The 21,598-nt window shown below is 73.2% G+C and carries 23 protein-coding genes and 1 riboswitch; of the genes, 7 read left to right on the top strand and 16 right to left on the bottom strand.

The window, feature by feature from the left end:
* Positions 1 to 73: 73 nt before the first annotated feature.
* Positions 74 to 685, bottom strand: coding sequence for a hypothetical protein (locus tag GGG17_RS05325; RefSeq protein WP_154592730.1), 612 nt, complete (start codon positions 683 to 685; stop codon positions 74 to 76).
* Positions 686 to 756: 71 nt separating this feature from the next.
* Between GGG17_RS05325 and GGG17_RS05320 the strand changes: the two genes are divergently transcribed.
* A complete protein-coding gene (locus tag GGG17_RS05320; protein ID WP_154592729.1) occupies positions 757 to 2,094 on the top strand; it encodes a DUF5005 domain-containing protein in 1,338 nt (445 codons plus the stop codon).
* A 59-nt stretch (positions 2,095 to 2,153) separates the two neighbouring features.
* On the opposite strand, the gene GGG17_RS05315 is transcribed toward GGG17_RS05320, so the two are convergent.
* The 4 genes from GGG17_RS05315 to rpmG all read right to left on the bottom strand — a co-directional run bounded on the left by GGG17_RS05315 (position 2,154) and on the right by rpmG (position 5,334).
* Entirely contained in the window at positions 2,154 to 4,364 is a 2,211-nt protein-coding gene (locus GGG17_RS05315) for an alpha-galactosidase (protein ID WP_154592728.1), read from the bottom strand.
* A gap of 426 nt (positions 4,365 to 4,790) precedes the next feature.
* A complete protein-coding gene (locus GGG17_RS05310) occupies positions 4,791 to 5,036 on the bottom strand; it encodes a type B 50S ribosomal protein L31 (RefSeq protein WP_311966442.1) in 246 nt (81 codons plus the stop codon).
* Positions 5,033 to 5,167: a hypothetical protein gene (locus tag GGG17_RS16855; RefSeq protein ID WP_283809755.1), complete on the bottom strand. Its 135-nt coding sequence runs from the start codon at positions 5,165 to 5,167 to the stop codon at positions 5,033 to 5,035. Before GGG17_RS16855 ends, GGG17_RS05310 begins: the two co-directional genes overlap by 4 nt.
* Positions 5,167 to 5,334 (bottom strand): 50S ribosomal protein L33, encoded by a 168-nt coding sequence (gene rpmG / locus GGG17_RS05305; RefSeq protein ID WP_154592727.1) that lies wholly within the window; start codon positions 5,332 to 5,334, stop codon positions 5,167 to 5,169. The genes GGG17_RS16855 and rpmG overlap by 1 nt, the downstream gene beginning before the upstream one ends.
* Positions 5,335 to 5,591: 257 nt before the next feature.
* Positions 5,592 to 5,657: riboswitch (guanidine-III (ykkC-III) riboswitch) on the top strand.
* A 10-nt stretch (positions 5,658 to 5,667) separates the two neighbouring features.
* Here rpmG and GGG17_RS05300 point away from each other — a divergent pair.
* Positions 5,668 to 5,982, top strand: a complete 315-nt coding sequence (locus GGG17_RS05300) for a DMT family transporter (RefSeq protein ID WP_154592726.1) — start codon at positions 5,668 to 5,670, stop codon at positions 5,980 to 5,982.
* 16 nt (positions 5,983 to 5,998) lie between these two features.
* Here GGG17_RS05300 and GGG17_RS05295 read toward each other — a convergent pair whose 3' ends face one another.
* From GGG17_RS05295 to GGG17_RS05245, 11 genes are all read right to left on the bottom strand, one after another.
* Entirely contained in the window at positions 5,999 to 6,388 is a 390-nt protein-coding gene (locus GGG17_RS05295) for a Fur family transcriptional regulator (RefSeq protein ID WP_154592725.1), read from the bottom strand.
* A gap of 6 nt (positions 6,389 to 6,394) precedes the next feature.
* Complete coding sequence (locus tag GGG17_RS05290) at positions 6,395 to 7,450, bottom strand: metal ABC transporter permease (protein ID WP_154592724.1); 1,056 nt, start codon at positions 7,448 to 7,450, stop codon at positions 6,395 to 6,397.
* A complete protein-coding gene (locus GGG17_RS05285) occupies positions 7,443 to 8,357 on the bottom strand; it encodes a metal ABC transporter ATP-binding protein (protein WP_311966441.1) in 915 nt (304 codons plus the stop codon). Before GGG17_RS05285 ends, GGG17_RS05290 begins: the two co-directional genes overlap by 8 nt.
* Positions 8,354 to 9,337: a metal ABC transporter substrate-binding protein gene (locus GGG17_RS05280; protein ID WP_154592723.1), complete on the bottom strand. Its 984-nt coding sequence runs from the start codon at positions 9,335 to 9,337 to the stop codon at positions 8,354 to 8,356. The genes GGG17_RS05285 and GGG17_RS05280 overlap by 4 nt, the downstream gene beginning before the upstream one ends.
* 140 nt (positions 9,338 to 9,477) lie before the next feature.
* Entirely contained in the window at positions 9,478 to 10,749 is a 1,272-nt protein-coding gene (locus GGG17_RS05275; protein ID WP_311966440.1) for an MFS transporter, read from the bottom strand.
* A 132-nt stretch (positions 10,750 to 10,881) separates the two neighbouring features.
* The gene (locus GGG17_RS05270) at positions 10,882 to 12,543 is read right to left on the bottom strand and encodes a monocarboxylic acid transporter (RefSeq protein ID WP_154592722.1); all 1,662 of its coding nucleotides are present in this window, start codon (positions 12,541 to 12,543) and stop codon (positions 10,882 to 10,884) included.
* Complete coding sequence (locus GGG17_RS16300; protein ID WP_311966439.1) at positions 12,543 to 12,887, bottom strand: DUF485 domain-containing protein; 345 nt, start codon at positions 12,885 to 12,887, stop codon at positions 12,543 to 12,545. The genes GGG17_RS05270 and GGG17_RS16300 overlap by 1 nt, the downstream gene beginning before the upstream one ends.
* Positions 12,888 to 13,064: 177 nt before the next feature.
* A complete protein-coding gene (locus tag GGG17_RS05260; protein WP_311966438.1) occupies positions 13,065 to 14,384 on the bottom strand; it encodes a sodium:solute symporter family transporter in 1,320 nt (439 codons plus the stop codon).
* Between the two features lie 241 nt (positions 14,385 to 14,625).
* Positions 14,626 to 15,081 carry a hypothetical protein gene (locus GGG17_RS05255; protein WP_195849121.1) on the bottom strand — a complete coding sequence of 152 codons (456 nt, stop codon included), beginning with the start codon at positions 15,079 to 15,081 and terminating at the stop codon, positions 14,626 to 14,628.
* Positions 15,078 to 15,872 (bottom strand): LytR/AlgR family response regulator transcription factor, encoded by a 795-nt coding sequence (locus tag GGG17_RS05250; protein ID WP_154592720.1) that lies wholly within the window; start codon positions 15,870 to 15,872, stop codon positions 15,078 to 15,080. The genes GGG17_RS05255 and GGG17_RS05250 overlap by 4 nt, the downstream gene beginning before the upstream one ends.
* 8 nt (positions 15,873 to 15,880) lie before the next feature.
* The gene (locus tag GGG17_RS05245) at positions 15,881 to 17,077 is read right to left on the bottom strand and encodes a sensor histidine kinase (RefSeq protein WP_154592719.1); all 1,197 of its coding nucleotides are present in this window, start codon (positions 17,075 to 17,077) and stop codon (positions 15,881 to 15,883) included.
* Between the two features lie 37 nt (positions 17,078 to 17,114).
* Here GGG17_RS05245 and GGG17_RS05240 point away from each other — a divergent pair, with 37 nt between their 5' ends.
* The 5 genes from GGG17_RS05240 to GGG17_RS05220 all read left to right on the top strand — a co-directional run bounded on the left by GGG17_RS05240 (position 17,115) and on the right by GGG17_RS05220 (position 21,590).
* Positions 17,115 to 17,963 carry a Fic family protein gene (locus tag GGG17_RS05240; RefSeq protein WP_311966437.1) on the top strand — a complete coding sequence of 283 codons (849 nt, stop codon included), beginning with the start codon at positions 17,115 to 17,117 and terminating at the stop codon, positions 17,961 to 17,963.
* 489 nt (positions 17,964 to 18,452) lie between these two features.
* Complete coding sequence (locus tag GGG17_RS05235) at positions 18,453 to 19,163, top strand: CpaE-like family protein (protein ID WP_154592718.1); 711 nt, start codon at positions 18,453 to 18,455, stop codon at positions 19,161 to 19,163.
* The gene (locus GGG17_RS05230; RefSeq protein ID WP_154592717.1) at positions 19,160 to 20,302 is read left to right on the top strand and encodes a TadA family conjugal transfer-associated ATPase; all 1,143 of its coding nucleotides are present in this window, start codon (positions 19,160 to 19,162) and stop codon (positions 20,300 to 20,302) included. The genes GGG17_RS05235 and GGG17_RS05230 overlap by 4 nt, the downstream gene beginning before the upstream one ends.
* Positions 20,299 to 21,021 carry a hypothetical protein gene (locus GGG17_RS05225; protein WP_154592716.1) on the top strand — a complete coding sequence of 241 codons (723 nt, stop codon included), beginning with the start codon at positions 20,299 to 20,301 and terminating at the stop codon, positions 21,019 to 21,021. The genes GGG17_RS05230 and GGG17_RS05225 overlap by 4 nt, the downstream gene beginning before the upstream one ends.
* Positions 21,018 to 21,590 (top strand): type II secretion system F family protein, encoded by a 573-nt coding sequence (locus tag GGG17_RS05220; RefSeq protein ID WP_154592715.1) that lies wholly within the window; start codon positions 21,018 to 21,020, stop codon positions 21,588 to 21,590. The genes GGG17_RS05225 and GGG17_RS05220 overlap by 4 nt, the downstream gene beginning before the upstream one ends.
* Positions 21,591 to 21,598 lie beyond the last annotated feature (8 nt).

Below are 21,598 nucleotides of genomic sequence, written 5' to 3'. Positions count from 1 at the left end.
ATGCGTGGACCACACCCTCACGGTGTCGGTGTCGGTGTCGATGTCGGTGTCGGTGTCGGTGGTGCTGGAGGCGTCAGGGGGTGAGGTCGACGCTCTTGAGCGCGCGGCGCAGACCCGAGCGGGGGTATGCCGAGACCGGCGCCTGGGCGATCACCGTCACCGTCCCGGCCGGCGTCTCGGCCGAGAGCGCCTCGACGTGCAGCCCCGTCGAGGTATTGACGTAGACGAGGTAGGCCGGGCGGCCGTCCCACGTGGTCGTCGTCACGATCCCGCTGGCCCGGCCCGCGTCGCGGCTGCCACCGGTCCGGGCGATGGTGCCGGCCGACTGCTCCGCCGAGCTCTCGGCGGTGGGGGCCAGGACCAGGCCGAGCGAGGTCTGGGGGTCACCCTCGGGGTCGGCGAGCCGCTTGTAGGTCCAGCCCTTGCGGGGGGCTGCCGGACCGGAGTCGGCCTCCTTCATCGCGGCGGGTGCGACGACCGTCACCGGCCCGAGGCGCCGCGGCGACTCGCCCACGCTGGGCGGCTGCGGAGCCAGCAGCTCGCGCACCTTGGCCGACTGGTCCTGCGCCGAGCGGGCGGCGGCGCCGGTCAACGCCGGGCTCGTCGCCGGGTCCCCCGCGCACCCCGCGAGCAGCAGCCCCGCGGCCATGAGGATGACCGTGGAGGCGGCGGCGCGTTGCGGCATACGGGGCATATGTGGACCCTAAGTGATCAAACCGATGCCGAGTGTCCTCGTGGGCGCCTAGCGTGCCAGGTATGACGTTCGCGCCCAGCACGCGACGGACGCGCCGGGGCGGCGTCCCCTCCCTCGTGGTCGCGCCGCTCGCGGTCGCCCTCCTCGTGGTCGCCTCCCTGGTCGTCGGGGACGGCGGCTCGGCCATGGCGGTCGACGGTCCCGGCAGGCCCGGTGGACGGGTCAAGCCCGTCCAGACAGACGTCGCTGCCGCGCGAGCCGGCGCGCCCCGACCGGTGGGTCCGGTGACCAGGACCGGTCAGACCGGGTGCGCCGCCACGGGGACGCTCGACTCGGTCGACGCGATCAACCGCGCCATCGACCAGCTGCACGTGTCGCCGGAGCTTCTCGGGGCCGACGTCGGGGCGAGCGCGCGCCTGCAGGACGGGCGTCGGCTCATGGTGTTCGGGGACACCCTGCGGTCGTCCGGCGCCGCCGGTCACGGCTTCGTCCGCAACTCCATGCTCGTCGTCAGCCCCGGCTGCCTGAGCGCCGTCCTGCCCGCCGGGCGCGGTGCCATCGTGCCGGACCGGCCCCGGCCGGCGGGGAGCACGGGAGCCGTCGTCGGCTACTGGCCCATGTCGGTCACGGTCACGCCGCGCCCGGGGCAGGACCTCGTGACGGTGATGGTGCAACGGGTCCGCACGACCGGTGGCGGGACCTTCGACTTCGAGAACCTCGGTCCCTCCGCCGCCCTCTTCACGGTGCGGCCGGGCGGGACGCCGCAGCTCTTGCGTCTCGTCGACCTCGGCCCCGACTCGCCCGACGTGCGGCGGCCGGTGTGGGGTGCCGCCTCCGCCCTGGCCGACGGCTGGCTCTACCTCTACGGCACCGCGGGGTCGACGGCGCCGATGACCTTCGGGCGGTCGCTGCGGGTCGCCCGCGTGCGGCCCGACCGGGTGCTGACCCAGTCCGAGTGGACCTACTGGGACGGCAAGGGGTGGTCGCGATCGGCCGCCGCCGCGGCCGAGCTGGTCCCGGCGGTGAGGGGAACCTCCCAGACCCTGTCCGTCTTTGCGCAGGACGGGCGGTGGTATGCCCTCAGCAAGCGCGACGACGTGCTGGGGCACGAGCTGACGGTGTGGACCGCGCCGACCCCCTGGGGCCCGTTCGACTCCGGTCGCCCCATCGGGCACCTGCCCTCCGACCTGGACGCGGGGGTGCTGCGCTACATGCCGCTGGCACACCCAGACCTCCTGCCCGAGCCCGGCACGGTGGTCGTGTCCTACAGCCGCAACAGCACGGACCTCGCCACGGTCATCGCGGACCCGTTCTCCTACCGGCCGCGCTTCCTGCGCGCCCGGCTGCCGGTGGGCGAGGTGCGGAGCGGGTCGTATGCCGCGAGGCCGGTCCGTCGTTGAATCGATCACCTTCGCGTCAGGGTGCGGTGGCGCCGGGCTGAGGCGGTGCCCTCCGTCCGCTAGTCCGACGTCAGGTGCAGGATCACGAGCTCGTCGGGGGACAGGGCGGGTGTCTCCACCCCGACCGCCTGCAGCGAGCGTCCGCGCAGCAGCACGCCCTCGGCGTCGGGCCACCAGGCGGGCGGCTGCGGCATACCGTGGGGCGGTCGGCTGGGCGTGACGTCGCGGACCCGGTAGCGACGAGCCGGGTCGAGCCCGCCGAGGCGCATGCGGCCGACCGGGTCGACGATCGCACGGCCGGTGCACACGACGGCAAAGAGCGCCTCGTCCCGGTCGGGGGAGACCACCCCGTGGACGTGCAGCTCGGGCAGGACGTCGTCCAGCCGCACCACGGCGCCGGTGTGCAGCAGGTCGCGGTGGCGACGATAGAACGCGACCCAGTCGCCGAGCTCTGCCAGCTCGGCCTCGGACGCGCGGGCGAGGTCCCACTCGATGCCGAGGTGTCCCCAGACGGCGGTGCCGGCGCGGAAGTGCAGGCTGTGGCTGCGCCCCGTGGTGTGCGAGGCGCCCGATGCGACGTGGGAGCCCATGAGCTCCGGCGGGATCAGCTGCTGGGTCCAGCGGTGCATGCTCTGCCGCTCGAGGGGGTCGATGCAGTCCGAGGTCCACACGCGGTCGGTGTGCTCGAGGACGGCGAGGTCGACGCGCGCGCCGCCCGAGCTGCACGACTCGATCTCGAGCCCAGGGAATCGTTCCTTGAGCTCGGCCATCAGGCGATAGGTGGCGAGCGTCTGCTCGTGCACGCCCGCGCGGCCGGTGGGCGCGGTGCCGGCGTCGACGAGGTCGCGGTTGTGGTCCCACTTGAGGTAGCCGATGTCGTAGGCCTCGAGGACCGCCACCATCTGGTCCCGCACGTGGGCGTAGGCCCCGGGGATGCCGAGGTTGAGCACCTGCTGGTGGCGGCTCTCGACGGGAATCCGGTTGCCCGTTGCCATGATCCACTCGGGGTGGGCGCGGGCGACGTCGCTGTCGAGGTTGACCATCTCCGGCTCGAACCACAGCCCGAACTCCATGCCCAGAGCCGTGACGTGGTCGACGAGGGGACCCAGGCCGTCCGGCCACATGTCGGGGGAGACGACCCAGTCGCCGAGTCCGGCGTGGTCGTCGCGACGCGCGCCGAACCACCCGTCGTCCAGGACGAATCGCTCGACGCCGAGGGCGGCGGCGCGGTCAGCGAGGTCGACGAGGCGCGCCAGGTCGTGGTCGAAGTAGACCGCCTCCCAGACGTTGAGCGTGACCTTGCGGGGGGTCTGCGGGTGCGTCGGTCGTGACCGCAACCAGCCGTGGAAGCGCGCGGCCTGGGCGTCGAGGCCGTCGCCATACGCCCCGAAGACCCAGGGGGAGCAGGAGGACTCGCCCGGGGAGAGCCTCCCCTCGCCGGGGAGGAGCAGCTCGGAACCACCGATCACGGTGCGGCCGTTGAAGAGTCGCTCGGCCCAGTGGCGGTGGTTGCCGGACCAGGCGGTGTGGACGCCCCACACCTCGCCCTGCCGGAAGCCGAATCCCCTTGCGCCCGTGGAGAGCACGTAGGCGGCATCGGCGCCGGTGCGACCCTTGCGACCCTCGCGCAGGTGCTGCCCCACGGTGAACTCCTTGCGCTGGGGGGCGCGTTCGGTGCCCCAGTGACCGGCGAGGTCATGGATCTCGTTGGCATGGTTGGGGACCGGCAGGACGAGGGCGAGCTCGTCGAGGGCGTAGTCGGTGTCGCCGTCGTTGGTCACGGTGGCGCGGGTCCGCACGAGCCCCGTCGGGAGCAGCTCGATCTCGAGCGTCAGGCCGAGGCGCGCCTCGTCGTCGGCGGCGGTGACGTGGAGCGTGCCGGCTCCCAGAGTGCAGAGCGTGCCGTATGCCGCCGCGTCGGCCGCCGCGTCGGTGCGGGTCTCGGCCGCGGTCACCGTGAAGCGGGGTGACCAGCCGGACCCGTCGTCGCGGCAGCCGGAGATGCCGGGGCGCCCGGTCCAGCCGGCGTGGTGCTCGGGCAGGACCGCCACCCTCACCGGGACGTCGACGTCGTTGCCGCCGCGGCCGTAGGTCGTCGCCCGGACCAGCGTCGCGGCCTCGGACTCGTCCAGGTCAGGCAGCGCGGCGCCCCAGTGGGCGATCGAGGGGAGGCGGGCGTCGGACAGGTCGACGAGCACGGACACGCCGCCGCTCGTGAGATGGACCTGGCAGGTCTGGTCGGGCCCGACGGACAGGGCGGTGGAAGGCATGCGCCCCAGCCTGTCACCTCAAGGCGACGCCGCCACCCCAGTCCACCCCTCGCTCCCTCCGCCGACTGGTCACCTCCCGACGTCAGCCAGGTGCTCGTGGTCGGTGGCGTCGGTGTGGTGGGTCATGTCCTCTCCTGCGGTCGAGGTGGACGCGAGCGGAGATGCTCCGTCACCAGCCAGGCCAGACCTGGGCTCTTGGAGTACGCACCGTCCCGAAAACCCTCTGTTGAGAGTGCTCTTGGCTCCGCAGCGGATCTCGCGCCAGTGCGGGGTCGGGGTGCCGGGTGGCTGCTGTGGGCTGCCTGACGGGCGGTTGCAAGATCACCCGAATGGCAGATCGCGACCCACCGTCCCCGGCCGAGGGGGAGGTGGGCCGCGACCTGTGAACCGCGCGGAGAGACGGTGCGCGGGGCTGGTGGGGGAGCGTCAGCTGCGTCCGTACCGGCGGTTGAAGCGTTCGACGCGTCCGGCGGTGTCCATGATCTTCTGCTTGCCCGTGTAGAACGGGTGCGAGGCGCTGGAGACGTCGACGTTGATCACCGGATAGGTGGCGCCGTCCTCCCACTCGATCGTGTCCTGGCTCGTGGCCGTCGAACGCGTGAGGAAGGCGACGTCGGCCGTCGGGTCCCGGAAGACCACGGGGTGGTAGTCCGGGTGGATGCCGGGCCTCACTTCTCGCCCTTGCTCATGGCGTCGGCGGTGGGGTCGGCGATGACGCGCTCGAGGGCGCGCCGCTCCTCCGCGTGGCGAGCGACGACCTCTCGACGCTGCTGGTCGTGGGCGATCTTGGACCCCGTGGCCATCAGCGCTCCTCCTTGAACTCGATGTGCTGGCGCACGACCGGGTCGTACTTGCGGATCACGAGGCGGTCGGGGTCGTTCCGGCGGTTCTTGCGGGTGATGTACGTGTAGCCCGTGCCCGCCGTGGAGCGGAGCTTGATCTTGGGTCGCACGTCGGTGGACCTGGCCATGCGGTGGCCTCCTGATTCCGTCTAGTAAGAACGATTACCATAACGGATAGTGCCTGCGCTCTGTTCCCGCGCCGAGGGGGCGCAGATGTCGCTTGCTGCGGCCAGCTGTCCATCGGCCCGGTCGGCGGCTGGGGCGACGGGGCGGCTTCGAGCCGTGGCTCGGCGAGGAGGGATCCTCCGACGTGGCCTCCGCGCCGGCCGTATGACGCCGGCCCGCCGGGAGGGTTTGCCGCGGCATACGGCCCGTGCGAGCCTGGACGAAGGCCCCACGAGCGGGCCCCGGACGAGGGAGCCGTACCCGGTCACGCGACAAGACGGCCACGAGGAGTGACCATGTCCTGGGTCGTGCTGGTGCTGTCAGGGGTGCTGGAGGCGGTGTGGGCGACGGCCCTCAGCCGCAGCGAGGGGTTCAGCCGGCTCGGGCCGAGCGCGGTGTTCGTGGTGGCGTGCGCCCTGAGCATGGCGGGCCTGGCCTACGCCCTGCGCGAGCTGCCGGTCGGCACCGCCTACGCCGTGTGGGTGGGGATCGGGGCGGTGGCCACCGTCGCGTGGGCGATGGGGACCGGCGCCGAGTCGATCTCGCTGGTCAAGGTGCTCCTGCTGATGGGCATCGTCGGCTGCGTCGCCGGCCTCAAGCTGCTGCACTGAGCCGCCTCGAGCTCGGTCAGTGCCTGACGCAGGTCCCAAAGACCTCTAGCGTGTGCGACACGTCGCGGAAGCCGTTCTCCGCCGCGACGCTGTCCGCCCACGACTCCACGGCCGGTCCCTCGATCTCCACGGTGCGGCCGCACTCGCGGCACACCAGGTGGTGGTGGTGCTCGTCGCTCGCGCACAGCCGGTAGCGCGCCTCGCCGTCGTCGACCCGCAGCATGTCGACCCGCCCGTCCTCGGCCATGGCGTTGAGCGTGCGGTAGACGGTGGCCAGCCCGACCGTGTCGCCCTGCGCCCGCAGCCTGGAGTGCAGGGCCTGAGCCGAGATGAAGTCGTCGGTCTCGCGCAGGACCTGCTCGACGGCGCGGCGCTGCTTGGTCGCTCGGCGCTCGGTCTCCGGCATCGTGGATCAGCTCCTGCTGGTCGGTCGCCCGACGGCGGCGTCGTCCTGACCCGTTGGGTCCGCGGGATCGACATGCTCGTGGTGCGCGTAGTGCTCGTGGTGCTCGTGGTGTTCGTCGTAGTGGTCCCCGTGGGGGGCGTGCAGGTGCCCATCATGAAGGTAGTCGACGTGATCTCCGTGCTCGACCTGCTGGTGGCCGCACGCGGGCTCGTGCTCGTGGACGTGCATCTCGGCGTAGCGGTGGTGCCGTGCCCCGACCGCGTGCGCGACCGCCGCCACGAGGCTCAGGGCGACGAACACCGCGAGCACGAGGAGCACGATGGTGCCCCCCGAGGGGGTGTCGAGCTCGTAGGACAGGGCGACGCCGCCGCTGGCGCACAGGATCCCGATGACCACGGCGACGAGCCGCATCGACCGGAAGGACCGCGACACCTGCTGGGCGGCGGCGTTGGGCAGGATCATGAGCGCGCTGATGAGCAGCAGCCCGACGACGCGCATGGAGACCACGACGGTGACGGCGGTCATGACGGCGAGCACGATGTTGAGCCCGAGGACCGGCAGCCCCGCCGCGCGAGACCATTCCTCGTCGTTGGCGACGGCGAACAGCCGCGGTCTCAGCACCCACGTGGTGACCATGACCACCACCGCGAGCACGGCAAAGACGACCAGGTCCTCACGGCTGGTCGTCGTGATCGCCCCGAACAGGTAGGACGTGAGGTTGGCGCCCGTCCCCGTCGCGCGCGACATCAGGACGACGCCCAGCGCGATCCCGCCGTAGAACATGACGGCGAGCGCCACGTCCCCGCTGGCCTTGCCGAACCTCTGGATCAGCTCGATCGCGACCGCGCAGACCACGGCGGCGACGAGGGCCGTCAGCACCGGCTGGTTGCCGGTGAGCAGGCCGATCGAGACGCCGGCAAGGGCCACGTGCCCCATGCCGTCGCCGATCAGCGACAGCCGCCGCTGGACGAGGAAGGTCCCGACCATCGGCGCGGCGGCGCCCACGAGCAGCGCTGCGAGCAGGGCCCGCTGCATGAACTCATAGCTCCACAGCTCAGCCATCCTGACCCCTCCTGGTGGCTCGGGCCGGTCCGCCCGCCCCGATGGCCGGGGCGGCCTCACGCCGTATGCCGGACGCGCCGACGCCGGCCCGGTGGACCCAGGGCGCGGGGGGCCGGCCATCACCGGGAGCGTGGTCCTCGTCCTCGTGATGGTGGTGGTGCGGATCACCCAGGGCGAGGACGTCGGCCCTGCGGGCCTGCTCGAACTCCGCGACGGACCCGTCGAAGGTGATGCGGCCGGCCGACATGTGCACGATGCGGTCCAGGACCGGGGTCAGCGCCTCGACCTCGTGGGTGACGATCAGCAGGCCGACGCCGCGGTCGCGCAGGCGCTGCAGCACCGTGGTGAGCAGCCGCTGGTTGGCGACGTCGACACCCGCGGTGGGCTCGTCCATCACCAGGGCGTCGGGCTCACCGGCCAGGGCGCGGGCGATGAGCACGCGCCGTTGCTGGCCGCCTGACAGCGTCGAGACGTCCTGGCGGGTCTGGTCCGTCAGACCGACGACGTCGAGGGCCTGATCCATGATCTGGCGGTCGCGCGCACCCAACCGGGCCAGCAGCCCCTGGTGCGGCAGGCGCCCGGTGGCGACGATCTCGCGCACCGTCGCGGACACCGAGCTGGACAGGGTGTGGCGCTGGGGGACATAGCCGATGCGGGATCGCCGGTGGAAGCGGGCGAGCGGGGTGCCGAACAGCTCGACCTCGCCGCCCAGGTGGTCGTTGAGCCCGAGCAGGCCCTTGACCAGCGTGGACTTGCCGCAGCCGTTAGGTCCGAGCAGGGCCAGCGCCTCGCCGGGCCGCACGGTGAGGTCGGCGCCCGAGACGACGGCGCGGTCGGCGTACCCGAAGGACGCCGACCGGAGCCTGATGACGGGGGCGCCGGTGTCGTCGGCGCGAGGGGTGGTCACGGACAGCTCTGCCCCTTCTTGAGAGCGGCGAGGTTGGCCTGCATGACGCCAACGTAGTCCTTGGCCGCGGACGCGTCCGTGATGCCCTCGATCGGGTCCAGGACGGCGGTCTGCGCGCCGGTCTCCTTGGCGACGGTCTGCGCGACGGCGGGGCTGACCAGCGTCTCGGCATAGATCGTGGTGACCCGGTGGGCCTTGGCGTAGGTCGCGATCTGGGCGAGCTTGGCGGGCTCGGGCTCCTCCTCGGGAGACAGGCCCGAGATGGCGACCTGCCGCAGCCGGTAGCGGTCGGCGAGGTAGCCGAACGCGGCATGGCTGGTCACGATCGTCCTGTTGGTGCAGCCCTTGAGGCCCGCGGCGAGCTCCTGGTCGAGCGCCGTCAGCCGGCCGGTGAAGGCCTTGAGGTTGGCGTCGTAGTCGGCTGCGTGAGCCGGGTCGACCTGCCCCAGGCGGTCGGCGATGGCCTGCGAGACCTTGGCGTAGCGCAGCGGGTCCAGCCAGAAGTGCGGGTCCTTGGCGCCCTCCCCGTGGCTGTGCCCGGCGTGCTCCTCGGCGGACTCGCCGGCGTGGTCGTGCCCGTCCGCGCCGATCGTCTCGCCGTGCATCAGCGAGAGGTCGGCGGCCGTGGCCACGTCGAGGGCCTTGTCGGGGGCGGTGTCGGCGACGGCGGTGTCGACGGCCGACTGCAGACCCTTCTCGTAGATGGCGAGGTCGGCCCGGGAGAGCGTGGCCACGTCCTTGGGCGTGAGCTCCAGGTCGTGCGGCTCGGCGCCCGGCTTGGTCAGGTTGCTGACCTGGACGTGTCGGCCCCCGATCTGCTCGGCGGCGTGCTGCAGGGGATAGAAGCTGGCGACGACGGTGATCGTGCCGTCCTTGGCCGCGGCGCTGCCGTGGCTGCTCGCGCTGCCGTCGCCCGGTCCGCAGGCGGAGAGGGCGACCAGGCCGAGAGCCGCGGGGGCGGCGAGGAGGCGTCGATCCATGGTCACCAGCCTGAGGTCTAATGGAAATCATTGTCAAATTTCGGCGGCCGTGGGGCGACGGGCAGGACTCGGCGGCGCGTGGCGAGCTGGGGCCCAGCTCGGGTCGTCTGCCGGCACCGGCCGTATGCCGGGGACCGGCGTCACGCGGCGCGCACCCCCTGGTCCTCGACGGGGGGCTCAGCCAGGCTGGGGATGCGGCGCAACCACAGGGCGAGGCCGAGCGCCATGAACAGCAGGGCACTCGTGAATCCCACCACCAGCGGCCAGCCGCCGCGGCTCCACGCCGTGCCGACGACCGTGCCGCAGACGGACGACCCGAGGTAGTACGCGAACATGTAGAGCGAGGTGGCCTGCGCGGTGCCGCGGCCGACATACGTGGCGCGGGCGGCGACCCAGCCCGAGGCCACCCCGTGGGCGGCGAAGAAGCCGGCTGTCAGCACCGCGAGCCCGCCGACGACGACCCACAGCGGCCGGCCGAGCGTGATCAGCAACCCGGCGAGGACGATCGCGAGCGCCACGGGGACGACCGCCCGGACCCCGTGCCGGTCCGCGAGGCGCCCGGCCCGCTCGGAGCTGACCGACCCCAGCGCATAGACGACGAAGACCAGCCCGGCCACGGCGAGGCTCAGGTGGTAGGGGGCGGCGGCGAGCCGGAACCCCATGGCGTTGAACACCGACACGAAGGCCCCCATCGCGCAGAACGCGATGCCGTAGAGCGCGAGCAGCGCGGGGTCGGTGAGCATGCGGCGGTTCATGGCGACGAGCTCACGCGGCGACAGCCGCGCGGGGGCGAACCGCCGCGACCCCGGCAGCACCGCCCTCACCGCCAGCGCGCAGAGCAGCCCGAGGGCCCCGATCGAGCCGATCGCCCAGTGCCAGCCGAGCAGGTCGGCGACACCTCCGGTGACCAGCCGGCCCAGCATGCCGCCGAGGGCCGTCCCGCCGATGTAGAGCCCGGTGGCGCGCGCCGTCGCCGAGGGATGCACCTCCTCGCGCAGGTAGGCCACGGCCACCGCCGGCAGCCCCGCCACGGCCAGGCCGAGCAGGCTCCGCAGGACCAGCAGGAGCGTCCACGAGGGGGAGAGCGCCGTGAGGAGGGTGACCACGGAGGACGCGGACAGCGACAGGTGCATGACCCTCGTGCGTCCGAGCACCTCCGAGGACGGGCCGACCACGAGCAGCGCCATGCCCAGCGCCAACGTCGTCGTCGAGACCGACAGCGCGGACTCGGCCGGCGTGAGCGCGAAGGCGCGCGCCAGCTCGGGCAGCAGGGGCTGGGTGGTGTAGATCATCGCGAAGGTCGCGAGCCCGGCGAGGAACAGCGCCCACGAGATGCGGCGGTACTCCGGGGTCCCCGGCCGGTGGCCCTCGGGCGGTGGGGACGGCGGCGGGGCGGCATACGGCTGGGGCACACGACCACCGTATGCCGGACCGGCCCCTCGGACGCGTCCACCCCGACGACCTCGGCGCAGGCACCCCCCAAGACGCCGAGTGGTCACCTCCCGACGTCGGGAGGTGACCACTCGGCGATGGTGGGGGGCGGGTCAGTGCTGGATCGCGCCCGCGGTGCCGTGGCCGGACAGGGACCGGACCTCCATCTCGGCGTACTTCTCGGCGTTGGGCTTCTCCTTGTCGGTGATCGAGCCCAGCCACCCGAGCAGGAAGCCCAGCGGGATGGAGACGATGCCGGGGTTGTCCAGGGGGAACCAGTGGAAGTCGATCGCGGGGTTGGTGATCATCGACAGGCTCTTGCCGGTCGCGTCGACCTTGCCGGACACCACGGGGCTGAACAGGATGAGCAGCATCGCCGACCCGAGCCCGCCGTAGATCGACCAGAGCGCTCCTCGGGTCGTGAACTTCGACCAGAACAACGAGTAGAGGATCGTCGGGAGGTTGGCGCTCGCGGCGACCGCGAACGCCAGGGCGACGAGGAAGGCGATGTTCTGCCCGTTCGCGAGGATGCCGCCGATGATCGCGACGACACCACCGGCGATGGCGGCGCGGCGGGCGACCTTGACCTCCTGCTCCTGGGTGGCCTTGCCCTCCTTGATCACCATGTTGTAGATGTCGTGCGCGAACGTCGCCGAGGTGGTGATGGTGAGGCCGGCCACCACGGCGAGGATGGTGGCGAAGGCGATCGCGGAGATGATCCCGAGGAAGACCGAGCCGCCGAGGTGGAAGGCCAGCAGCGGCGCCGCGGAGTTCTCCTTGCCGGGAGCGGCCAGGATGGCGCCGGGGCCGACCAGGCCGGCCGCGCCGAAGCCGATGACCAGGGTGAACAGGTAGAAGAGGCCGATCAGCCAGATCGCCCATTCGACCGACTTGCGGGCCTCCTTGGACGTGGGGACCGTGTAGAAGCGCATGAGCACGTGCGGCAGGCCGGCGGTGCCGAGCACCAGGGCCATCGACAGCGAGATGAAGTCGATCTTGGTCATGGTGGTCTTGCCGTACTTCAGGCCGGGGTTGAGGAGCTTCTCGCCGACCTTGGGCGACCTGTCGACGGCGCTCTGCATCACCTGCGACAGGTTGAAGCCGAACTTGCCGAGCACCCAGACGGTGATGAGCCCGGCGCCGGCGATGAGCAGGCAGGCCTTGATGATCTGCACCCAGGTGGTGCCCTTCATCCCGCCGATGAGGACGTAGGTGATCATCAGGATGCCGACGATCGCGATGACGATCGCCTGCCCGGCCCAGGACTTGACGCCGAGCAGCAGCGACACGAGGCCACCGGCGCCGGCCATCTGGGCGAGGAGGTAGAAGAAGGACACGGCGAGGGTCGACGTGGCGGCGGCCATGCGCACCGGACGCTGGCGCAGCCGGAAGGACAGCACGTCCGCCATCGTGAACCGGCCCGTGTTGCGCAGCAGCTCCGCGACCAGGAGCAACGCCACCAGCCAGGCGACGAGGAAGCCGATGGAGTACAGGAAGCCGTCGTAGCCGGCGACGGCGATGGCGCCGGCGATGCCGAGGAAGCTCGCGGCGGACAGGTAGTCGCCCGCGATGGCGATGCCGTTCTGCCGCCCGGAGAAGGCTGCGCCGCCGGTGTAGTACTCGCCGGCGGTCTTCTTCCTGCCCACCGAGACCCGGATGACGACGGCCAGGGTGACGATGACGAAGATCGCGAAGATGGCGATGTTGAGCAGCGGAGAGCCGACCTGGCTGCTGGCGGCGGCGGGGACCATGCCCGCGGGGATCGTGGTGGTCATCAGTCGTCCAGGCCCTTCTCCTCGACCATCTGGTGGACCCGCTCGGCCCGGGGGTCGAACACCCGGTCGGCCCAGCGGACGTAGACGATGGTGATCGCGAAGGTGGTGATGAACTGCAGGAAGCCGAAGATCAGGCCGATGTTGATGTTGCCCATCACCTTCGTGCTCATGAATGCCGGGAAGAACGCGGCGCAGATGACGTAGAGGAAGTACCAGGCGAGGAACGCGCCGGTCATGGGGAAGACGAAGGACCGCAGCCGCGAGCGCAGCTCCTGGAACTCGGGCGACCTCTGCACGTCGCTATAGGCGGCGCTGTAGTCGCGGGTGGGCTTGGTGGCGCTCACGCGGTGCCTCCTGCGGGAGTGGGGGATCGGCACGTCGTCGTGCCGACCGTCATTGTGTGTCTGGCCACCGGCCGTGGACGAGAGGCACGCGATCACGACGGGCCGAGCGGTCGGTGAGGCTCGGCAAGCGGTCCGGACCAGGTCGTCCGCCGAGACGCCCGACCCGACGGCGGCCCGTCACCGGGCGGCGGACCGGCGCGCGGACCGGTCGAGGCGCACGTCCTCGGGGGTGTGCAGCCGCACCATGGTGCGGGAGGTGCCGCGCGGGACGCTGCCCGGCGTCAGCAGGGACACGACCACGGCGACCAGGAAGGCCGCGGGGGCGGTCCACGCGGCGGGGGCCGCGGTCAGGGCGCCTGCCCAGCCGTCGCCGCCTGGCCCGGTGAGGCTGATCAGCGAGGCGCTGACGGTGAGGGCGGCGCCGACGCCGATGGAGGCGAGGGTGCCGGCGCGTGACAGACGCGGCCACCACACGCCGAGCACCAGCAACGGCGCGAAGGTCGACGCCGTCACGGCGAAGACCATGCCGACGAGCGTGTTGACGCCCACGTGCGGGATGAGGTGGGCCACTGCGAGGGGGACGAGCACGGCGACCGCGACGGACACGCGGAAGCTGTGCAGCCGGTCGACATCACCGCCGGTCACCCGCAGCAGGGCCGGTCCGACGATGTCCTGGTCGACCACGCCGGCCACGGCGACGACGAGGCCGCTCGCGGTCGACAGGAACGCGACGAACGCTCCGGCCGCGATCAGGGTCGTCAGGGTGTCGCCCGTCCCCCCGGGCAGGGCGCTCGACGGCAGTCGCAGCATGACGGTGTCGGTGGAGGCGCCCGCGGGCAGCGAGGGGACGTAGACGCGGCCGAGGATGCCGTAGAGCGGCAGCGCGAGGTAGAACGCGGCGATCAGGCCGATCACCGTGACGGTCGTGCGCCTGGCCGCACGCCCGTCACGGATCGTGTAGTAGCGCACGACGACGTGGGGCAGGGCCATCGTCCCGAGCGCCTGGCCCAGCAGGGTCGACCAGACGGTGTAGAGGGGGTGGGCTCCTCCGGCATACCCGCGAAGCGGCTCGGACCAGGTCTCGAGCCGCTCCGGGGGCAGGTCCGGCCCGGGGGCGCCCGAGCGGACCCACACGACGAGCAGCACGAGGGCCGGCAGCCACAGCGCCGCCAGCTTGAGCCAGTAGTGCCAGGACTGGACGAGCGTGATGGTGCGCATGCCGCCCGCGCTCACGACGGTGAGCACCACGGTGCCGACGAGTACCCCACCGAGCCAGGGGGGTGCGCCGGTGAGGAAGCGCAGCGTGAGGTCCGCCGCCTGCAGCTGCACGAGGAGATAGACCCAGCCGATGACTACCACGAGCAGGGACACGACCCGGCGCACGCGTCGACTCTCGAGGCGGTCCTCGGCGAAGTCCGGCAGCGTGTAGGCCCCCGACCGGCGCAGCGGGGCCGCGATGAGGACGAGCAGCATGAGGTAGCCGACCGTGTAGCCCACCGGCAGCCACAGGCGGTCCGCGCCGTCGGCCCACAGGAGCCGGCCACGCCGAGGAAGCTGGCGGCCGAGAGGTACTCGCCGGTGATGGCGGCGGCGTTGCGCCGCGGCGAGATCGCCCGCGAGGCGACGTAGAAGTCGCTCGTGGTGCGGCTCGAGCGGGCGCCGAGCAGCCCGAGGCCGAGCGTCAGCAGGCAGACCGTCGCCACGGCGACGATGCCGTATGCCGGCTGCAGGGTCGCCGTCACGACGCGTCGCCGGTGGACCCGCCGCCGGTGGACCCGCCGCCGGTGGACTCGCTGACGGGCGGTGCGGCGTCGTCGCGGGCGACGGCGCGGGCGAAGTCGCGCTCCACGCGCTCGACCGCCCGGGAGTACGCCCGGCCGAGGACCCACAGGGCGGGGTAGATGACGACACCGACCAGGAGCCAGGCCACCGTGACGCCGGACCGCAGCCGCAGGTCGGCGGCCCCGGGCACGGCCGCGAAGGTCAGGGGAAGCCCCACGAGCAGCGTGACGACGGAGGCCAGGGCGGCCGCGACCAGTCGACGCAGCTCGCGCAGATAGGTGCGCATGTAGACCTGCCCGAGGCCGGTGTCCTCGTCGATCTCCCGCGTGCTGGGTCGGGCATCAGCTGTGCGTCGGGCGGCGTTGCGCCGGGGCGAGGTGATCCGGACGCGCGGCGGTGTCGGGCTGGTCACGCCGTCGGGCTCTCCCGGCGCCGGGCCTCGCCCGGCCGGCCGAGCCGGTCCCGCAGGGCGCGGGTGTGACGCCGCGAGACCTGCAGCTCCACGGGGCCGAGCAGGACCGAGCAGTGGCCCTTGTCGGTGCGCACCTGGGTGACGTGGCCCAGGGACACCAGCGTGCTGCGGTGGATGCGGGCGAACCCGGCCGAGGCCCAGCGCTCCTCGAGGGTGGACAGCGGGATGCGCACGAGGTGGTTGCTGTCGCGGGTGTGCAGGCGCGTGTAGTCGCCCTGCGCCTGGGCGTAGATGACGGAGGACCGCTTGACGAAGGTCGTGACGCCGGCGAGCTCGACCGGGATGACCTCGTCGTCGTCCTGAGGCTGCGTCGGGGCGGGTGGCGGCGCGGGCGCGGGCCGCGCAGCCACGACCCGGCGGACGGCCTCGGCCAGGCGCTCCTCGCGGACGGGCTTGAGGACGTAGTCGATCGCGTCGACCTCGAAGGCGTCGACGGCGTGCTGGTCGTGGGCGGTCACGAAGACGAAGGACGGCGGCTCGGGCTGGGCGGCGGCCGCCCGCGCCACCTCGAGACCGTCCTGCCCCGGCATGCTGATGTCGCAGAACACGACGTCCACGGCGTGCTGGGCCAGGATCGTGAGGGCCTCGGCGCCGCTGCCCGCGAGGTGGATCCGCCCGAGCCGGGGGTCCTCCCCCAGCAGGTAGGCGAGCTCGTCCCGCGCCGGTGGCTCGTCGTCGACGACGAGCGCGGCGAGGCGAGGTCGGGTCACGTCTGCGTGCTGCTCGGCCATGGTGCCCCCTATTGTCCCGCGTGCACGCCGGGAGCCCACTTGGGCACGGTGAAGGTCACCCGGGTGCCCGCCCCTGGCGCGGTTTCGACCACGACGCCGTGGGCGTCGCCATAGACCTGGCGCAGGCGGGCGTCCACGTTGCCGAGGCCCACGTTGTCGCCGTCGTGCTCCCCGGAGAGGACCGATCTGACGCGCTCCGGGTCGGACCCCGCGCCGTCGTCCTCCACGATGACCTGGGTGACGGTGCCGAGGTCGCGCGCGGTGATCCGGATGGTTCCGTCGCCCACCTTGCGCTCGAGGCCGTGGCGGACGGCGTTCTCGACGAGCGGCTGGACCGACAGGTAGGGGACGGCACTGCCCAGCACCTCCGGCGCGATGTCGAGGTCGACCTTGAGCCGCGGCCCGAAGCGGGCCTGCTCGAGGGTGAGGTAGCGCTGGATGTTGACCAGCTCCTCCTCGAGCGTGGTGAAGGCGCCGCCGCTGCGGAAGGAGTAGCGCGTGAAGTCGGCGAACTCCAGCAGCAGCTCGCGGGCCCGGACGGGGTCGGTGCGGACGAAGCTCGCGATCGCGGCGAGCGAGTTGTAGACGAAGTGCGGGGAGATCTGGGCCCGCAGCGCCAGCAGCTCGGCCTCCATGGTGCGCGTGCGCTGGCGGCTCAGCTCGGCGAGCTCGACGTTGGTGGAGACCCAGCTCGCGACCTCGCGGGTGGCGCGCGCCAGGCCGTAGCTCACGTCCGGGGCATAGGCCACGAGGGCCCCGATGACGGTGTCGTCGCTGACGATCGGGGCCGCCACGGCCGACCGGATGAGGCAGTCCTCGTCGACGCAGGCCAGCCCTCGCAGCACCTCGAGGTCCCCCGTGGCGAGGACCTGAGCGACGAGGTCGACGGCACCGGGGGCGTGCCGCTCGCCCGTGCCGTCCCATCCGAGCAGCGTCTGGGTGTCCAGGATCGCGAGGGCGGGGACCCCGAGCAGGGCTCGCAGGTGTCGCGCGGCTCTCGCGCTGCCCTCGGGCGTGAGACCGTCCTTGAGGTGCGGTGCAGCGAGCCCCGCGGTGTGGAGGGCGTCATACGTGGCCTCCTCGGCGGGCGAGGAGAAGGTGCGCCGCACGCGCACGACCCGCAGCGCCAACCACGCGGCGACGACCAGGAGGGCCGCGAGGACAGCGACCAGCACGGCGGAGCTGCGCGCGGGCCCTTCGAGCATGGACCGATGGTAGGGCGTGAGTCCCTAGGCTGACCCCGTGAGCTCCCCCGTCGCCATCTCCGTCGAGCCCCTGCTGCGCCTGCCGGGGGTGAGTGACGCGGTCGAGGAGGCCCGCGAGGCCTGCACCCGGCTCCGCTGGCACCAGGCGTTGCGTCGCCGCATCCCCGAGGCCGCCGCCGAGTCGCGGGTGCGGGGGGCTCGGGAGAACGCCTTCCTGGACGGGATCCAGCTCCCCCTCGAGACCGTCCGCGACCTCAGCCGGGGCGCACTGACGTGGCGCGCGGACCCGCTGCCCGACGAGCAGGTGGTGCGCGGGGCGGTGCAGGTGACCGCCGAGGCCGAGCACCTGCGCGGCGTCCTCTCGGCCGCGCCGAGGCAGGTGGTGGCGAGGCTGCACACGGCGGCCGCGACGCCGCTGGGGGTCGCGGCGTCGGGGCTCGGGCGTCCTCGCGACCCGGGGGTGGGCTGTGCCGAGCTCGTCGAGCTGGGCGAGCCGGTCGACGCCCGCCTCGTCGCGGGGAGGTTGGACGGGATCGTCGGGCTGCTGCGTGCGGTGGGGCCGGTGCCCGCGGGCGTGGTCGGCGCGCTCGTGCACGCCGAGGTGGCCGTGGTGCGGCCGTTCGAGCGCGGCAACGGTCTGGTGGCGCGGGCGCTGGAGCGGGTGGTCGTGCAGGCGGGGGGCCTCGACCCCACCGGGGTCGCCGTGCCCGAGGCCGGTCACCGGTCCCTCGGTCAGACGGCGTACGTCGGGGCGCTCGCCGCCTATGCCACGGGGACGCAGGACGGGGTGCGGCTGTGGCTGCTGCACTGCTGCGAGGCGATGGTCGCGGCGGCGGCGGAGGGCACCCGGGTGGCGGACGCCGTCCTCACGGGTCGGCTCGGGTGACGGCTGGGCCGCCGTGGACCGACGCCGTTACCCGGTCGGCGTCGTCCCTGGTGGCCGTCGGCCCCCGACGTCGGACTAGTCATGACAAGCCACGGAGTCACCTTCATCGATGTAGGGCCTCGCTGAGTGCATCCACGTAGGCCATACGGGTGACTTTCAGGCCGTCATGGAGGTGCTAACTAGTCATTTGTCCGGGTCCGACGCATCATGGATGTACGCGCTCCCTTCGGGTCGAGCGCAGTGCATGGGCTCTTCCCCCCCAGAGCCTATGCACGGCGACCCCCGTCACCCCCCCCCGACGGGGGTCGCCCCATGTCCGCACCCCTCCGCCGACTGGTCACTTCCGGGCGGGGCTGGTGCGCCCCTTCGTCCGCGACTGGTCACTTCCCGACGCAGTTGTCCCCAGGTCGTCGCGTTCCCGTGGCCCGTTGTCCACAGGGGCGGCCCCTCCGCTCGCTCGATGCCGAAGGCAGCCGCCACCCTGACCGCATGACGATCTCGATCGGGGTGCAAGGCGCGAGTGGCGGCCTGGGCGCCAGCTCGCTGGTGGCGGCGCTCGGCCTGCGGGCCGCCCAGTCGGGGCGCAGCGTGGTCTGCGTCGACCATCGCAGCGCCGGCGGGGGGCTGGACGTGGTGCTGGGGGCCGAGCAGGTCGCGGGACTGCGGTGGCCCGACCTGCACCGGGCCCGGGGCGCCCTCGACGGGACCGAGCTCCTGCCCGCACTGCCGGTGGTGCGCGGCGTCGGCGTCGTGGCGTGCGACCGGCGGCAGCCCCACGAGGTACCCCCGGACGCGATGGAGGCACTGCGCCGCGGACTGGACGGGTGCGTCGACGTGGTGGTCCACGACCTCCCGCCGACCGTGTCCTCAGGCTGGCCCGCCGCCGTGCTCGGGCACGACCTGCTCGCGGTGGTGGCCGGTGGGGCAGCGAGCCAGGTGGCCGCTGCAGCCGCGGTTTCCGTGCTGCTGCGCCAGGTCACGGCGGTGGGAGCGGGTGTCGTGGCCCGCACGGAGGGGATGGACGCGGCGGCCTGCATCGCCGACCTGCTCCACCTGCCGATGCTCGGAGTGCTGCGCAGCGACCGCGGGGTGCAGGCCTGCCTGGACCGCGGTGTGGTGCCCGGCAGCGTCCGAGGGCCCCTGCGGGACCTCGCCGACGAGGTGCTCCTCGCCGCCGTCCTCGAGGAGCGTGCGGCATGAGTCTGCCGCCGGGGGCCTGGACCGACATCGAGCAGGGCGTGGGGCCTGACGTCGGTCGCGTGCGCGAGGCTGTCGCTGGTGATCGGGTGGTGCTCGGCTCGCAGGGGGTGCGTGACGAGCTGGGCCGGGTGTTGCGCGACACGTTGGGCGCCGGTCCGCTGGAGGTCCTGCTCCGGGAGCCCGGTGTCACGGACGTCCTGGTCAACGGCCCGCGCGAGGTGTGGGTCGACCGAGGAGCGGGTCTGGAGCGGGTGCCGCTGGACCTCGGTGAGGACCGAGCGGTGCGGGCCCTGGCCGCCCGGCTGGCGGGCCTGGTCGGTCGACGGCTCGACGACGCCAGCCCCTGGGTGGATGCCGTCCTCCCGTCGGGGGTGCGCCTGCACGCGGTGGTGGGGGCCATCAGCCCCGGCGGCACCCATGTGTCCCTGCGCGTGCCCCGCTCCGAGTCATGGACCCTGGACGACCTGGAGGCCCGTGGCGCGGTCGACCCCTGGATCGCCCGCGCCCTGCGGGGCGTCGTGGCACGCCGGGTCGCCCACCTCGTCACCGGTGGCACGGGCAGCGGCAAGACCACCCTGCTCGCCGCGATGCTGTCGCTGGTCCCCGCGCAGGAGCGCATCGTCCTCGTCGAGGACGCCTGCGAGCTCGCACCGCGCCACCCCCACGTGGTCCGGCTGCAGGCCCGCCACCCCAACGTCGAGGGGGCCGGGGGAGTCGACCTCACCGCCCTCGTGCGGCAGGCGCTCAGGATGCGGCCGGACCGCCTGGTCGTGGGTGAGGTCCGCGGTGGCGAGGTGCGTGAGCTGCTCACGGCCCTCAACACGGGCCACGAGGGCGGCTGCGGCACCGTGCACGCGAACTCCGCGACGGACGTGGTCTCCCGGCTCGAGGCCCTCGGTGCCCTGGCGGCGATGCCACCGTCCGCGGTGTGGGCGCAGGCGCGGAGCGGTCTGCGCCTGGTGATCCACCTCACCAGATCCCTCGGCGTGAGGCGGGTCGGTCAGGTGGCCGTCCTGTCCCCGGAGGGTGACGGACGCCCCGTCGTCCTGCCCGCCCTCACGCACGACGGCGACGCCGGGGTGCGCCCCGGCCCCGGCCTGCCGCTCCTCGTCGAGGTCGTCCCGGAGGCGAGGCCATGACCCCCGACGGCCCGATCGCGGTGGGCGTGGGGATCCTGAGCGCCCTGGCCCTGCTGCTGTGGACCTGGCCGAGGCGTTCGTCCTGGGCGCGGGACGACGGCTCGGGCCGGGGCGGGCCCGACGCTGGACGTGGGCGCGGCCTCACCAGGGTCCGGGGGCTGGCTCGGGGGCCGTCGCCCCACGGGTCCCTCGAGCACGAGACCGAGCGGCTGGCCGTCGCGGAGGCGCTGGCGTCGGCGCTCGGGGCGGGGCTCGACGTCCGGTCAGCCCACGAGGTCGTGACGCGCGCCGCCGACCACCCGGCCCGGGTGGAGCTCCGTCTCGGTGCCGGAGAGGAGGCCCACGAGGCGTGGTTGCGCTGCGCGGAGGGCGGCCGGGTGGCTCGTTCGGTCGCGCACGCCCTGCAGGTCTCGAGCGAGGTCGGGGCCCCGGTGCGTGGGGCCGTCGGAGCGGCCCTCGACTCGAGCCGCCAGCAGCTGGCGCAGGACGGCGCGGTGGGCGGGGCGGTGGCGGGTGCTCGAGCGACCGGGCGGCTGCTGAGCGCCCTGCCCCTCGCGGGGCCGCTCGCGGTTCTCGGCCTCGGGCTGGACGTCGGCGCGGTCTACGGCTCGGCGACGGCCTTGTCCTGCAGCGCGGTCGGGGTGGTCCTGACCGTGGTGGGACATCGCTGGGTGTCGCGTCAGGTTGCGGTGGCGCAGAGAGAGACGGTCGTCTCATGAGCCCTTCGGAGCTCGCGCTGGCCGTGGGTGCGCTCGTCGTCGCCGCCGTGCTCCTCGCTCCTCCCCCCACCGGCGACGGGTCCGACCGGGTCCCGGTGGCCCAGGCACGGCCTGCTCGGCTGGGGCGGGATCGCCCCCTGCTCGTCGGTCAGGTCGCCGAGAGCGCGGACCTGCTCGCGGTGGCCCTCTCCGGCGGTTGCGGCCTGCTCGATGCCCTGGACGTGGTGGCGGCGGTGGTGGGTGGGCGGGCAGGCCACGAGCTGCGGGTGGTGGCGGCGGCCGTCCGCTGGGGGGTGTCGCCGTCCGAGGCGTGGCGCCTCGTGTCAGCCGGATGGCACGAGGTGGCGGCGGCGTTCGTGGTGGCCGAGCGGGCGGGCGTGCCCCCTTCCGGGCTGCTGCGGGAGGCGGCCACGGCCATGCGCCACGCTGAGGCCCAGGCGGCGGGCGAGCGGGCCGGCGTGCTCTCGGCGCGGCTCGCGCTGCCCCTGGGCCTGACCTTCCTGCCCGGTTTCGTGCTGACCACGATCGTGCCCGTCGTGCTGGGGATGGCCTCGTCCCTCGCCCGCTGAGCTCACCG

The organism is Arsenicicoccus cauae (assembly GCF_009707125.1).
Taxonomy (GTDB): Bacteria; Actinomycetota; Actinomycetes; order Actinomycetales; family Dermatophilaceae; genus Arsenicicoccus; species Arsenicicoccus cauae.
The sequence above is the reverse complement of the archived record's forward strand: the minus strand, read 5'-3'. Positions and strand labels throughout refer to the sequence as shown.